The 11,873-nt window shown below is 68.5% G+C and carries 14 protein-coding genes; 4 read left to right on the plus strand and 10 right to left on the minus strand.

Going from position 1 to position 11,873, the window contains the following annotated elements; translation table 11 throughout:
• Positions 1–30 precede the first annotated feature (30 nt).
• Genes NCO8_RS10835 through NCO8_RS10850 form a run of 4 tightly spaced genes read right to left on the minus strand, consistent with a single transcriptional unit; the run spans position 31 to position 2,867 of the window.
• Positions 31–1,812: a thiamine pyrophosphate-requiring protein gene (locus NCO8_RS10835; protein ID WP_067638625.1), complete on the minus strand. Its 1,782-nt coding sequence runs from the start codon at positions 1,810–1,812 to the stop codon at positions 31–33.
• 16 nt (positions 1,813–1,828) lie between these two features.
• Entirely contained in the window at positions 1,829–2,086 is a 258-nt protein-coding gene (locus NCO8_RS10840; protein ID WP_067489661.1) for a DUF4235 domain-containing protein, read from the minus strand.
• Positions 2,083–2,454, minus strand: coding sequence for a DUF3618 domain-containing protein (locus NCO8_RS10845; RefSeq protein ID WP_067638626.1), 372 nt, complete (start codon positions 2,452–2,454; stop codon positions 2,083–2,085). Before NCO8_RS10845 ends, NCO8_RS10840 begins: the two co-directional genes overlap by 4 nt.
• Positions 2,451–2,867 carry a phage holin family protein gene (locus NCO8_RS10850; protein ID WP_067638628.1) on the minus strand — a complete coding sequence of 139 codons (417 nt, stop codon included), beginning with the start codon at positions 2,865–2,867 and terminating at the stop codon, positions 2,451–2,453. The genes NCO8_RS10845 and NCO8_RS10850 overlap by 4 nt, the downstream gene beginning before the upstream one ends.
• 99 nt (positions 2,868–2,966) lie before the next feature.
• Between NCO8_RS10850 and NCO8_RS10855 the strand changes: the two genes are divergently transcribed.
• Complete coding sequence (locus NCO8_RS10855; protein WP_067638630.1) at positions 2,967–4,613, plus strand: bifunctional 3'-5' exonuclease/DNA polymerase; 1,647 nt, start codon at positions 2,967–2,969, stop codon at positions 4,611–4,613.
• A 5-nt stretch (positions 4,614–4,618) separates the two neighbouring features.
• On the opposite strand, the gene NCO8_RS10860 is transcribed toward NCO8_RS10855, so the two are convergent.
• Both NCO8_RS10860 and NCO8_RS10865 read right to left on the minus strand, forming a co-directional pair.
• The gene (locus tag NCO8_RS10860; protein ID WP_370465704.1) at positions 4,619–4,900 is read right to left on the minus strand and encodes a hypothetical protein; all 282 of its coding nucleotides are present in this window, start codon (positions 4,898–4,900) and stop codon (positions 4,619–4,621) included.
• Between the two features lie 69 nt (positions 4,901–4,969).
• Positions 4,970–5,857, minus strand: a complete 888-nt coding sequence (locus NCO8_RS10865; RefSeq protein WP_067638632.1) for an alpha/beta hydrolase — start codon at positions 5,855–5,857, stop codon at positions 4,970–4,972.
• 78 nt (positions 5,858–5,935) lie between these two features.
• Between NCO8_RS10865 and NCO8_RS10870 the strand changes: the two genes are divergently transcribed.
• The gene (locus NCO8_RS10870) at positions 5,936–6,637 is read left to right on the plus strand and encodes a TetR family transcriptional regulator (protein ID WP_067638634.1); all 702 of its coding nucleotides are present in this window, start codon (positions 5,936–5,938) and stop codon (positions 6,635–6,637) included.
• A gap of 27 nt (positions 6,638–6,664) precedes the next feature.
• Here the strand turns inward: NCO8_RS10870 and NCO8_RS10875 are convergent, their stop codons facing one another.
• Positions 6,665–7,156 (minus strand): hypothetical protein, encoded by a 492-nt coding sequence (locus tag NCO8_RS10875; RefSeq protein WP_067638636.1) that lies wholly within the window; start codon positions 7,154–7,156, stop codon positions 6,665–6,667.
• Complete coding sequence (locus NCO8_RS10880; protein ID WP_067638638.1) at positions 7,153–8,319, minus strand: hypothetical protein; 1,167 nt, start codon at positions 8,317–8,319, stop codon at positions 7,153–7,155. The genes NCO8_RS10875 and NCO8_RS10880 overlap by 4 nt, the downstream gene beginning before the upstream one ends.
• 136 nt (positions 8,320–8,455) lie before the next feature.
• Here NCO8_RS10880 and NCO8_RS10885 point away from each other — a divergent pair, with 136 nt between their 5' ends.
• Positions 8,456–8,923 (plus strand): hypothetical protein, encoded by a 468-nt coding sequence (locus tag NCO8_RS10885; RefSeq protein ID WP_067638640.1) that lies wholly within the window; start codon positions 8,456–8,458, stop codon positions 8,921–8,923.
• Between the two features lie 69 nt (positions 8,924–8,992).
• On the opposite strand, the gene NCO8_RS10890 is transcribed toward NCO8_RS10885, so the two are convergent.
• Positions 8,993–9,568, minus strand: a complete 576-nt coding sequence (locus tag NCO8_RS10890; protein WP_067638642.1) for a TerD family protein — start codon at positions 9,566–9,568, stop codon at positions 8,993–8,995.
• Between the two features lie 132 nt (positions 9,569–9,700).
• A complete protein-coding gene (locus tag NCO8_RS10895) occupies positions 9,701–10,384 on the minus strand; it encodes a PAS and ANTAR domain-containing protein (RefSeq protein ID WP_067638644.1) in 684 nt (227 codons plus the stop codon).
• A 116-nt stretch (positions 10,385–10,500) separates the two neighbouring features.
• Between NCO8_RS10895 and NCO8_RS10900 the strand changes: the two genes are divergently transcribed.
• Positions 10,501–11,865 (plus strand): MFS transporter, encoded by a 1,365-nt coding sequence (locus tag NCO8_RS10900; protein WP_067638646.1) that lies wholly within the window; start codon positions 10,501–10,503, stop codon positions 11,863–11,865.
• The last annotated feature ends 8 nt before the right edge of the window (positions 11,866–11,873 follow it).

An 11,873-nucleotide genomic window follows, 5' to 3' on the forward strand; every position in this document is an offset into this window, starting at 1 on the left:
GGTGGCCGGCCGCCGGGTCGGCCACCACGCTCAGCGGCGCAGTTCCTGCGCCTTCGACTTCACTCCCTGCACGAGCAGCCGCCACGCGCCTGGATCACCTTGCAGCACAGCCCGTCCCAGGTCCTTGACCTGGTCGGCGGTCGCGTGCGGCGGCAGGGGCGGCACCTCGGGATCGCAGCGGATGTCGAGCAGCACCGGGCGATCCGCCGCCAGCGCACGGTCCCAGGCCGGGCCGATGTCCTCGGACCTGTCCACGCTGATGCCGACCATGCCCGCGCAGCGCGCGATATCGGCGTAGGAGACGTCCGGAAGTGTTTGCGATTCCTCGAATTTCGGCGCACCACCCATGGCGCGCAGTTCCCAGGTGACCATATTGAGGTCGTTGTTGTGGAACACGCACACGATCAGCCGCTGATCGGGCCACAGGTCCTGGTAGCGCTGGATGGTGAGCAGTTCGTTCAGCCCGTTCATCTGCATGGCACCGTCACCGACGATGGCGATCACCGGCCGTCCAGGGTGCGCGAATTTGGCGCCGATCGCGTACGGCACGCCCGCGCCCATGCTCGCCAGTGTGCCCGACAGCGATCCCCGCATGGTGCCGCGCATGCGAAGGCAACGGGCGTACCAGGTGGTGGAGGAGCCCGAGTCGGCGGTGACGATCGCGTCGTCGGGGATGCGCTGCGACAGTTCCCACACGATCCGCATGGGATTGGCCGGTTCGGCGTCGAGCATGGACTGGTTCTCGACGGTCTGCCACCACTGCGCCACATTCGCTTCGACCGTCTCGCGCCAAGAGCGGTCGTCCTTGCGCTGTAGCAGTGGAATGAGCTGGCGCAGTGTAGCTTTCGCGTCACCGACCAGGTTCACCTCGGTCGGGTACCGCATGCCGATCAGGGCACCGTCGAGGTCGATCTGCACCGCGCGGGCCTGATCGTATTCGGGCAGGAACTGGCTGTAGGGGAAGTTGGAGCCGACGATGAGCAGGGTGTCGCAGTCGCGCATCAGCTCGTAGCTGGGGCGGGTGCCGAGCAAGCCGATCGAGCCGGTGACGAACGGCAATTCGTCACTGAGTACGTCTTTGCCGAGCAGGGCTTTGGCGATGCCCGCACCGGTCAGTTCCGCGATCTCGAGCACCTCATCCGCCGCGCCGCGCGCACCCTGCCCGATCAGCATGGCCACCTTGGTGCCCGCGTCGAGCAGGGCCGCCGCCCGTCCCAGCTCTGAGCGCACCGGTACCGAGGTGGTCAGCGGTGCGCTCGGCGGGCTGGACGGCACCTCCTTGAAGGCATGCGTGGGTGGCTCGTAGGGTTCCTCCTGCAGATCGGCCGGAATGATGACCGCTGTCGGCGCGCGCCGGGCGAGTGCAGTGCGAAATGCTCGATCCAAGGCGTTGGGCAGCTGGTCGGCGACATTGACCTCGACCAGGTATTCGGATGCCACGTCCTTGAACAGCGCCTGCAGATCCACTTCCTGCTGATAGTTGCCGCCCATGGCGCTGCGGGCGGTCTGCCCGACGATCGCCACCACCGGCACGTGGTCGAGCTTGGCGTCGTAGAGACCGTTGAGCAGATGGATGGCGCCGGGGCCCGACGTCGCCGCACACACGCCGACCCGGCCGCTGAACTTGGCATAACCCACCGCCTGGAACGCCGACATCTCCTCGTGCCTGCTCTGCACGAAACGCGGTGTGTTGTCGGCCCGTCCGAAGGCGGCGATCAGGCCGTTGATGCCGTCGCCGGGGTATCCGAAGACCTGTTCGACACCCCATTCCCGCAACCGGCGCAGCACGTAATCGCCTACCTGTTCCGACATGGTTCTCCTGTCCTCGTCAGTCGGGCCACGTTCCGGTGAGCGACTTGTAGCCCGTGGCGCCGGCTCGGTCGACGGCGGCTTTCACGAGGCCGAAGATGGCGCCCTGGAGAGCGGCGGCCAGCAGCACTTCCCGCCAGGTCGCGTTGCGGGTGGTCGAGGTCGGCGGGTCGCCACCGTCGGCCACCGCGCCCCAGACCCGGTTGAACACCGCGCTCGCGGCGATGCCGCCGAGCACGCCGACAACCATGCCGAGCGGTTTGTACAGCGTTTTCATGCGCGCCGCCGCCGGGCGAGGAACCAGACCAGCAGCGCTGCGAACACCGCGGCCGCCGCGACCGGAACCTGGGGTTTGCGGGCGGCTAGATCCGCAGCCTGCCTGCCGCGGTCGACCACGGGGTCGGGGACCGTGGACTCGACCTTGTCGACCACCTGTCCGGCTTTGTCCCGTGCCTTGTCGGCGGTGTAGAGCGCCTGGTACTTGGCGTCGGTGACACGGTGCTTGGCCGCTTCGGTGGTCTCGTGGACCTTGTCCTTGGTGCGGGCGGGGACGTCGAATTTGTCGGTCAGCTCGGCGACGGTCTCGCCGAGTTCACGGCGGGCCTGGTCACGGTCCCGGCGCAGTGCCTCCGGGTCGTCGGTCATCGTCTGCTCCCGTCCTTGATGGTGTCGATGTCGTCCTTGATGCCGTGCACGGCTTCCTGCGGTACGGGCGGTGCGGCCGAACTGACGTTCTTCTTCCCGACGAGCGCCAGGATCGCGCCGATCACGAGCAGGGCGGCGCCGACGATCAGCGCGGCCGCCCATTCCGGCAGTACCAGCGCCAGCGCGAAGATCGCCGCGACGGTCAGCGCGATGCCGCCGTAGAACGCGACGAGTCCGCTCGCTCCGGCGATGCCCGCTCCGCGAGCGATTCCTTTTGTGCGGTCCTGCATTTCGACGCGTGCCAGCTGCAGTTCGTCGCGCACCAGGCGAGTGATCTGTTTGGTGGCGTCGTCGACGAGTTCGGTGACCGACCGGGTGTGCTGCGTGGGCGGGCCGGTCTGCGTGTGCGCCATCGCGTTACCTCCTGTCCGGGTTCTCCCGATCGTGGGCCGCTTACCCGGCACCCGGGCCGGTAAACAGTGGTTGTCGGACCCTGCTGACAGACTCTGCGCATGCGGTGGGCGGTGGCGGAGACGGGTGACGGTGGCGCTCGCCTGTGCCCGCTCGACCAGGACGGGCGTCCGGCCGGTCCGGTTGTCACGGAGCCGTCGCTGGTCGAGGCGATCCGCGCACGGCCGCACGTGGGGCGGTGGGTGTGGCGATCCACCGCCGAGATCTACCGGCCGCTGCTCGCGGCGGGTGTGCGCGTGGAACGCTGCTACGACGTGCAGGCGGCCGAGGCGTTGCTGATCGGCTACGAGCAGGGGCAATCCGGTCAGCCTCGGTCGTTGGCGGCGGCTTGGGCGCGGCTGCGGAACCTGCCCGTCCCACCGGACGCGCCCGCGCGCAGCGCCGAGACGCAACCCTCCCTGTTCGATTCGGGTCCGGTGCCGTTGCCGCCCGGCACCGATGAGCTCACCGCGCTGGTCGAGGTGTACGCGGGGCAGCTCACACGGACCGAGCGGACCGAACACCCCGATCGGATGCGCTTGCTGATCGCGGCCGAATCGGCGGGCATGCTGGTGGCCACCGAGATGTCGCGTGCGGGCATTCCCTGGCGGGCCGACGTGCACCGCGAACTGCTCGACACCATGCTCGGTGAACGTTTTCCCGGCGGGGCGGAGCCCCGGCGGATGGCAGAACTCGCCGACGAGGTGTCGCGCGCCTTCGGCACCCGTGTGCGGCCCGATCTGCCCCAGGACATCATCCGGGCGTTCGCGCGGGCGGGAGTCGCGCTGTCGTCCACGCGCAAATGGGAATTGCAGCGCGTCGATCATCCGGCCGTCGCGCCGCTGTTGGCGTACAAGACGCTCTACCGCTTGCACACCGCGCACGGTTGGGCCTGGCTCGAGCAGTGGGTGCACGGCGGCCGATTCCGGCCCGAGTATCTGCCGGGTGGAACGGTGTCGGGGCGGTGGACCACCAATGGTGGTGGCGCCCTGCAGATTCCGAAGGTGATCCGGCAAGCGATCCGCGCCGACCCCGGTTGGTGTTTGGTGGTGGCCGATGCCGATCAGATGGAGCCGAGGGTGCTGGCCGCCATCTCCCGTGATCGCGGTCTGATGGAGGTGGCCGGTCGCGGCGAGGACCTGTACGCGGATCTGGCGGCGCGTGGTTTCGGTGGCGACCGGGCCCAGGCCAAGCTCGCGCTGCTCGGCGCCATCTACGGCCAGACCTCCGGCGACGCGCTCACCCATCTCGCCGGTCTGCGGCGCCGATATCCGGCCGCGGTGGCGTATGTGGACGACGCGGCCTACGCCGGGGAGGAGGGTCGGCTGGTGCGTACCTGGTTGGGCCGGACCTGCCCGCCGGTGTCGGCCACTCCGGAAGAGGTCGATGTGCTCCCTGCCGAGCGCAGCGGTTCGGCGGCGCGCGCCAGGGGCCGCTTCACCCGCAACTTCGTGGTGCAGGGCAGCGCGGCCGACTGGGCCCTGCTTGTGCTGGCCGCGTTACGGCAGGCGATCGCGCAGATGCGCGCCGAGCTGGTGTTCTTCCAGCACGACGAGGTGATCGTGCACTGCCCAGCCGAAGAGGCGCCGGTGGTTGCCGAGGCGATCGCGGCGGCGGCCGACCTGGCGGGCAGGCGCACGTTCGGGGAGACTCCGGTGCGGTTCCCCTTCACCACGGCGGTGGTGCAGTGCTACGGGGATGCCAAATAGTCAGGTCATTGGCTCGGTTCGGGCAGTTGGCATTCGCCGACCTTGGGGTTCATGCCGAGGTAGTTCAGCGGACCCGCCGCCACGGTGAGCGCGATGGTCCCCCAGTCACCGCAGTTGGTCGGGGTGTCGGTGAAGTAGTCCCGCTGGAACGCCGCGACCAGCCCGGCCAGCAGCCAGGCGAGTACCAGCAGCGAGAACAGTGACTTGACGGTCTGATGAGGTGGTCGGGCTTGGATTTCTCGTACTTCGCGTACTTCTCGATCACGTCGGTTACGTCGTCCGCGCATCGTCATCGCATCCTTCCCACTCAGGGGTACCACGCGGATACCCGGTGTGATCAGCGCCAACCCTGCACGTCACACCCGATCGCAGGCGTGGCGGAAGAACTCGATCTGATCGGCGACGACGCGGGTGCGCAGCGCCGGTTCGGTGTAGAAGGTGAAGTGAGTACCAGGGTAGACGCGCATGCGGCCGTCGGGTGCTCGTTCTGCCAGCTCGCGGCTGGTGTCGAGGGGTGTCTCCCGGTCGTCGGCGGCGGCGCACACGAGCAGCGGGCAGGTGAGGCGTGCGGCGGACTCGGCCGGGCGGTATCGCATCATCGACAGCAGGGCGCGCGGGGCGATGCTGTTGCGCCAGAGTGTTTCGCCACCGCCGGTGAGGGTGGCGATGTGCCGCTCGGCGTCGGCGGAGGCGGTGACGGCGACTTCGCCCGGTGCGCCGACCATCCGGATGTAGTAGGGCCGCATGCGGAGTTTGCCGCGCACGGTGTCCCAGATGATGGCGGCCAGCAGTGCCAGGTTGTCGGCGGCCGAGCGGCCCTCGACCTTCTCGGGAAATCCGTTGAACGGGATCTGTGCGACGACCGCGGCGATGCGCGGGTCGGTGGCGGCGACGGTGATCGCGTGGGCGCCGCCGAGCGAGTTGCCCCACAGCAGGATGCGCTCGGGGTCGATGCGGTCGTGCGCGCGGGCGAAGGCGACCGCGGCGCGCAGATCGTCGAGTTGTCCGCCGATGTCGGGGACCTGCCGCGGCCCACCCTCGCTCTCGCCGAAGCTTCGGTAGTCGAATACCAGTGTGGCCCAGCCTGCTTCGGCGAATTGTCGCGCGTGGTCGAACAGACGGTCCATCGTTCCACTGAATCCGTGGCACAGGACGACACAGGGCAGCGAACTCCCGCCCTCCGGGAGCTCCAGGTAGCCGACGCACCGGCTGTTTCCGGATGGGAAGGACACTCGGGTTCGCACAGGACTTGCTCCCGCCTCACTAGACTGACTCTTGGTAAGTAATCGTAGCGTCCGAACTGACCCGAGGTAAGTGTTGCGATGACATCCGAGCGAATTCTCGCGGCCGCGCGTTCCCTGTTCGCCGCGCGCGGTTACCGGGCGACCTCGATGCAGGCCATCGCCGACGAGGTGGGCATCACCAAGGCCGCCCTCTACTACCACTTCGACTCCAAAGAGGCGATCCTGCACCAGCTCACCGTCCCCCTGCTGGACGAGCTGGAAGCGACCCTGGCCGCGGCGGAGGCCGGCACCGATGCCGAGGACGTGCGGTGGCGGACCATCGAGGGATATGTCGATGTGCATCTGCGCCACCGGCAGACACTCACCATGCTCGTCAAAGACATGAGCCTGCTCGTCCAGGCGCCGATCGCCGACCGTTTCCGGGCGGCGATCGCGCTGGCCAACGACCTCGTCGCGGGGCCGGGAGCCGGGCTGGAACAGCGCGTGCGAGCGTGTCAGGTGGTCGCCGGGCTGGCCGATCCGGTGGTGCTGTTCCGTGACGCACCGATCGAACGGCTGCGTGGCTTGATCCTGGACGGCGCGCGAGCACTGCTCGGCGAATCCGCCGTTCGACGGGCGGGTGGGCCGGCTCGGGGGCGCAACGGGGGACGCCCGGCGGCGCTCACAGCCGAGCAGGTCGAGCTGGCGCGGGAACTCCACCGCTCCGGAGTCGGCGCCGAGGAACTCGCCCACCGGTTCGCGGTATCCCGCGCGACCGCCTATCGAATTCTCAAAACCTGATGTTCTGAGAATTGATTATGCGACAAGCTATCCCTTATCGAGAAGGAGGCGGAGTTCGGTGCGCAGGACCGCGCCCACGCGGGCAGCCGAGGCCGGCGGCAGACCGGACTCGATCAAGGCGGCGGTGACGTTGTCCACGGCCTCCGCGATCAGATCGCCGGTCGGGACAGCGGTGATCGCGCGCGCGGAATGCGCGTCGTCCCATGCGGATTCAGCGGCGACGACGGCGTTGTCCAACGCACGGTCGTCGGCGCCGGAGTCCATCGCCCCGGGGAGGTCGCCGCGGACCCGGCGACGGATCGCGGCACCGATCCGCTGCGCGAGGGACTCGGTGCCGGATTTCGAGCCCTCCTTGATCGCTTCGGCGACGCCGTCGGCCACGTTCTTCAGCAGCCACAGCCCGACCACAGCGCCGAGCGTGGCCGGATCGAAGCGCACCTGACCTGCTGGTTGCAGCCGGGGCAGGTCGATCGCGAGTTCGTCGGCGAGTGCGGCGGCAGCGGATTCGAGGTCGGTCATGTATCGCCCTTCGTGGTCGGAAGCAGATGTGCGCGTGCGGATCTGGGGCGCAGGAGAGCGGTTTCGCCGTGCAGGAGAATACTGCGGACGCGGCGCCGGTCGCCCGCCGCGACGGCGGCGGCGAGGACGGCGCGTTCCTGGCTCAGGATGGTGCCGTCGAGGTCGAACCACTGGTGGAAGAGGCCGTCGACCACGCGGACCGCCCATTCGTCGGCGACCTGAAGAGTGCGACGATGCGCTTGCTCTCCGGTGACCGCGACGAGAGCGGCGGCGAGCGTTCGCGCCGCGTGCAGATAGGGGTAGGCGTCGTAGAGCGCCTTGGCGAACCCGCCGCGGTCGTAAGTCGGCTGGTCGAGGGCGGCGTCACGCCGCTGCTCGCCCGCTGAGAGAAAACCGGTGGCGAGTTGTTCGACGATGGATTGGTGACCGTCTCGCACCGCGCGCTCGATGAGCGGCGAGATCGGTCGGGCGGTGGTGAGGTACGTGTCGGCCTCGGCCAGATAACGCGCCCACTCGGCGATCCCGGTGTCCTGGGCGGCTGCGGCGCCGAGCATTACCGCGGTGAGCACGTCAGCTGCGAGGGCGCCATCGGCGCGGCCGAGTTCACGCTGCTCCCAGACCGCGGTGATCAGCCGTTGCTGCTGCGCGTCGATCAGGTCGTGCGGATCCATGCCGGGCCGGGCGAGGGCACCGACCCGCAACTCGCGGGCGAGGGCGAGCAGACCGGCCCCCAGCGGCGGCGCCGCTGTGGTGACGGTGACCGCGTTGCGGATGAAAGTCTGGAGATGCGTGAGGTTTTCGTCGTCGATCCGGAGGGCCCGGGGTGCCAGCGCCGCGAGACGGTCACGTGCCGGAGTGCGCGTCAGGTCGATATCGATATCGCGCCAGTGTGTATCGGGCGGCGGAGCGTCGTACAGCCGGCCGGACAGGTCGGCACGAACCTGTGCCCAGCCTTCACGCACGGTTCCGTCGCGATCGTGGTGACGCAGGTGCGCGGAGACATGTTCGACGCCGAGGTGTGGATCGGTGCGCGCCGATGCCGAATAATGCTCGAGGAGCTGGAAATTCGCATCGAGATAGACGGGGTCGGCACCGATCAACGCGCAGGCGAGCAGTGCGGCCTCACGGAAACAGTCGTGGTCGGACTGCGGCAGCACCCACATGCCATGCCCCCCGTCGCCGGTGCGATGCTCTTCGAATGTAACCGACGCCGCAGCCACGAGGGTGGGCTTCCCCACTCGCTAGGCTTGGGACCGACCCGCGCCGTCCCCGTGCGCGATCCGATTTGCGAGGAGCACCATGTGGCCGTCCGAATGGCCGTCGTCGGCCCGCGCGATCGCGGCTACTGTCGCGGCATCCGTCGAGGCCGCGCGAACCCGGGACGAATGCGCCTTCCGCGAACACATCGGTGATCTCGCAGAGCTCCCGACCGACCAGGTGACCGTCGTCTTGTCTGCCGTGATTCGCGAACTTCTCGAGGCAGCCCACCCCGACGGTCTCGCCGCCGACGACATCCGCTCCGTCTTGACCGACGTGATCCGCCAGTCGATCCCCTGGCTTCCCGGCCTCGACCCCACCACCGTCGCCACCGCCCTCACCGGCGCCCTCGGCATCGACGAACATCCCGACCACCCACCGGCCGATCCGCACCCCGCCGCCGTCCTGCTGATCTCCCATCTCGCCGAGGCAACCCGCGTCCCCACGCGCGACAGCATCATCCGTGCCATCGGCGAGATCGCCCGGGCGGAAACCGTCGAAATGCCCTGAGACTCGGAAGCTCGGAGCAGCAGGACGAAGCGCACCGGGACCGCGTTGCCGGCCCCGGTGCGGGGCGAATCAGAGGTTGACGCCGAAATCGCGGGCGATGCCCTCGAGGCCTGAGGCGTAGCCCTGGCCGATAGCACGGAACTTCCATTCGGCGCCGTTGCGGTACAGCTCACCGAAGACCATGGCGGTTTCGGTCGAGGCGTCCTCGGACAGGTCGTAGCGGGCCAGTTCCTCGCCGTTGGCCTGGTCGACCACGCGGATGTAGGCGTTGCGGACCTGACCGAAGGACTGGTTACGGGTGACGCCGTCGTAGATCGAGACCGGGAAGACGATGCTCTCGATGGTCGGCGGGGTATTGGCCAGGTCGACGTTGACGACCTCGTCATCGCCCTCACCCTCACCGGTGCGGTTGTCACCGATGTGCTCGATCGCGCCCTCGGGGGACTTCAGGTTGTTGAAGAACACGAAGTGCTTGTCGGACACGACCTTCTTGTCGGCGCCGAGCGCGATGGCGCTGGCGTCGAGGTCGAAGTCCGTGCCGGTGGTGGTCCGCAGATCCCAGCCGAGACCGACCGCCACGGCGGTGAGGTTCGGCGCCGCCTTGGTCAGCGAGACGTTGCCACCCTTGGACAAACTGACACCCATACCGATTACTCCCATCGATCAACGCGGCACAGAGGGCGCCGACGATTCGCACACTAGCACTGCGTGGCGACGCGGCGACGGCTCGCCGGGAACCCGAAAAAGTCTGGTATACAGCCGGATTCCGCTACCGGATCAGGTCTGATCGACCCGTTCGTGCGCGGTCAGCAGCAGGTGATCGAAGCGGGTTCGGCAACCCGGCACCTGGGGTTCGAGGCCGCGGGCGTCTTCGACGAGCTGGGCTGCGAGGTCGCGGAGTTTGGTATTCGTCTCCTGGGAGCGCCAGCGCAGCACTTTGAACGCCTGGTCGGGGCCGACGCCGTACATGAGGACCAGTACCCCCTTGGCCTGTTCGATGGCGGCGCGCGCCTCGATCAGTTCGGGCAGGGTCTCGTCGAGGGTCTCCTTGCGTTCCTCTTCCAGACGCTGGGTGACGTCGATGTAGTACCCGGTGGTGCCGATCACCGTGCCGTCGTCGTCGGTGAGGTGGTCGCCGACGATGATCACCTCGTGCTCCGCGCCTCGGGTGTCGATGATGCGGTGCCTGCCGCAGACCGGTTCGCCCGCGTCGATGGCGCAGGTGATTGCGGTGCCGAGATCCTGCTGGTCGTCGGGGTGCTTGTGGGACAGCAGCAGCTCGGTGGTCGGCTCGACCTCACCGGGGCCGTAGCCGTAGATCTCGGCGAGCTCGTCGGACCATTCCCAGCGCCCGTCGGCGAACCAGAACTGGAACGAGCCGATGCCCGAACAGGCCTCGGCGCCGATCACCTGGCTGATCGCGGTGACCGCGTCCGGTACTGATTCTTCACTCAACGTCACCTGCGAAGTATCCCCTATCGCACCCGGTCAGGGAGCTATCGGGCTCGAATCCGCAAATTCGATACCTATACCCCCTAGGGGTTTACTTTCCGGCCGCGAAGTCGTACCTTCAGAGCATGATCACCTCGCTGTTCGCCAACCGCGACTATCTCCGGCTGTTCACCGCCCAGATGACGGCGCTGTTCGGCACCGGGTTGACCACGGTCGCACTCGGTCTGCTCGCCTACGAACTGGCGGGCGCCGACGCAGGCGCCGTGCTCGGCACCGCGCTCACCATCAAGATGCTGGTGTACGTCACCGTCGCCCCGATCGTCGCGGCCTATGCCGATCGGTTCCCGCGCAGGCTCTTCCTCGTCTCGCTCAATGCGGTGCGCGGTGCCGTGGTGCTCGCGCTGCCCTTCATCGACCAGATCTGGCACATCTACGTACTCATCGCCGTGCTGCAGACCGCCTCGGCGGCCTTCACTCCCACGTATCAGGCGGTGATCCCCGACATCCTGCCCGACGAACGCGACTACACCCGGGCGCTGTCGGCGGCCCAGCTGGCCGCGACCATGGAGACGCTGCTCAGCCCGATGCTCGCGGCGGCGGCACTCACCCTGATCAGCTTCCACTGGCTGTTCGTCGGCACCGCCATCGGCTTCGTGGTCTCGGCCGTCCTCGTGGTCTCCACCAGGATTCCCGACGCGGGTGCGACCACCGGTGGCAGCTTCCGGCAGCGGATCGCGGTGGGGATGCGGATCTTCGCCGCGACGCCTCGGCTGCGTGGGCTGCTCGGGTTGAACCTGGTGGTCGCGGCGGCGGGGTCGGTCATCATGGTCAACACCGTCAACTATGTGCGCGACACGCTCGGCGGTTCGCAGACCGGTGTCGCGATCCTGCTGGCCGCCAACGGTTTCGGCACCATGGTGGTGGCGCTGTCGTTGCCGCGGCTGCTCGACCGGGTCGGGCCCCGGCCGGTGATGCTGAGCGGTGCGGCCACCCTGATGACCGGGCTCGGCGGGGCCGTCGCGCTGTCGAACGCCGCGGCGGGACAGTGGCGCTGGATCGCGGCAGGCGCCGTGTGGGCCGTGATCGGGGCGGGCACTGCCGCCGTCCTGACCCCGACCGGGCAGATTCTGCGGCGGTCCTCGCAACCCGCCGACCGGGCCGCGTTGTTCGCCGCGCAGTTCTCGCTGTCGCACCTTGCGTGGTTGCTCACCTATCCGATCGCGGGATGGCTCACCACCGCAGCCGGTTTCACGACCACCTGGCTGGTGCTGCTCGGGCTGGCCGCCCTCGGTACCACGGTCGCGCTGCGGTCCTGGCCCCGCCACGACCCGGCCGAGATCACCCATCTGCACGAGATCGGAACAATCGACCCCGCGCGCCTGGCCGACGCCGTTCGCATCACCGACCGGCTCTACCAGCACACCCATCCCTACGTCATCGACGCAGCACATCGACGGTGGCCGCGCGACTCCCACGCCCTCGCCGCCTGAGACCTGCT

The sequence above is a fragment of the Nocardia coubleae NBRC 108252 genome (assembly GCF_001612805.1).
In the GTDB taxonomy this organism is placed as follows: Bacteria; Actinomycetota; Actinomycetes; order Mycobacteriales; family Mycobacteriaceae; genus Nocardia; species Nocardia coubleae.

What these genes read in the sequence shown, in the direction of transcription:
- NCO8_RS10885 (WP_067638640.1), top strand. Translation starts at nt 8,456, where the DNA reads ATGTGGCCGTCCGAATGGCCGTCGTCGGCCCGCGCGATCGCGGCTACT.
- NCO8_RS10845 (WP_067638626.1), bottom strand. Translation starts at nt 2,454, where the DNA reads ATGACCGACGACCCGGAGGCACTGCGCCGGGACCGTGACCAGGCCCGC.
- NCO8_RS10840 (WP_067489661.1), bottom strand. Translation starts at nt 2,086, where the DNA reads ATGAAAACGCTGTACAAACCGCTCGGCATGGTTGTCGGCGTGCTCGGC.
- NCO8_RS10855 (WP_067638630.1), top strand. Translation starts at nt 2,967, where the DNA reads ATGCGGTGGGCGGTGGCGGAGACGGGTGACGGTGGCGCTCGCCTGTGC.
- NCO8_RS10850 (WP_067638628.1), bottom strand. Translation starts at nt 2,867, where the DNA reads ATGGCGCACACGCAGACCGGCCCGCCCACGCAGCACACCCGGTCGGTC.
- NCO8_RS10900 (WP_067638646.1), top strand. Translation starts at nt 10,501, where the DNA reads ATGATCACCTCGCTGTTCGCCAACCGCGACTATCTCCGGCTGTTCACC.
- NCO8_RS10890 (WP_067638642.1), bottom strand. Translation starts at nt 9,568, where the DNA reads ATGGGTGTCAGTTTGTCCAAGGGTGGCAACGTCTCGCTGACCAAGGCG.
- NCO8_RS10835 (WP_067638625.1), bottom strand. Translation starts at nt 1,812, where the DNA reads ATGTCGGAACAGGTAGGCGATTACGTGCTGCGCCGGTTGCGGGAATGG.
- NCO8_RS10880 (WP_067638638.1), bottom strand. Translation starts at nt 8,319, where the DNA reads ATGTGGGTGCTGCCGCAGTCCGACCACGACTGTTTCCGTGAGGCCGCA.
- NCO8_RS10860 (WP_370465704.1), bottom strand. Translation starts at nt 4,900, where the DNA reads ATGCGCGGACGACGTAACCGACGTGATCGAGAAGTACGCGAAGTACGA.
- NCO8_RS10870 (WP_067638634.1), top strand. Translation starts at nt 5,936, where the DNA reads ATGACATCCGAGCGAATTCTCGCGGCCGCGCGTTCCCTGTTCGCCGCG.
- NCO8_RS10875 (WP_067638636.1), bottom strand. Translation starts at nt 7,156, where the DNA reads ATGACCGACCTCGAATCCGCTGCCGCCGCACTCGCCGACGAACTCGCG.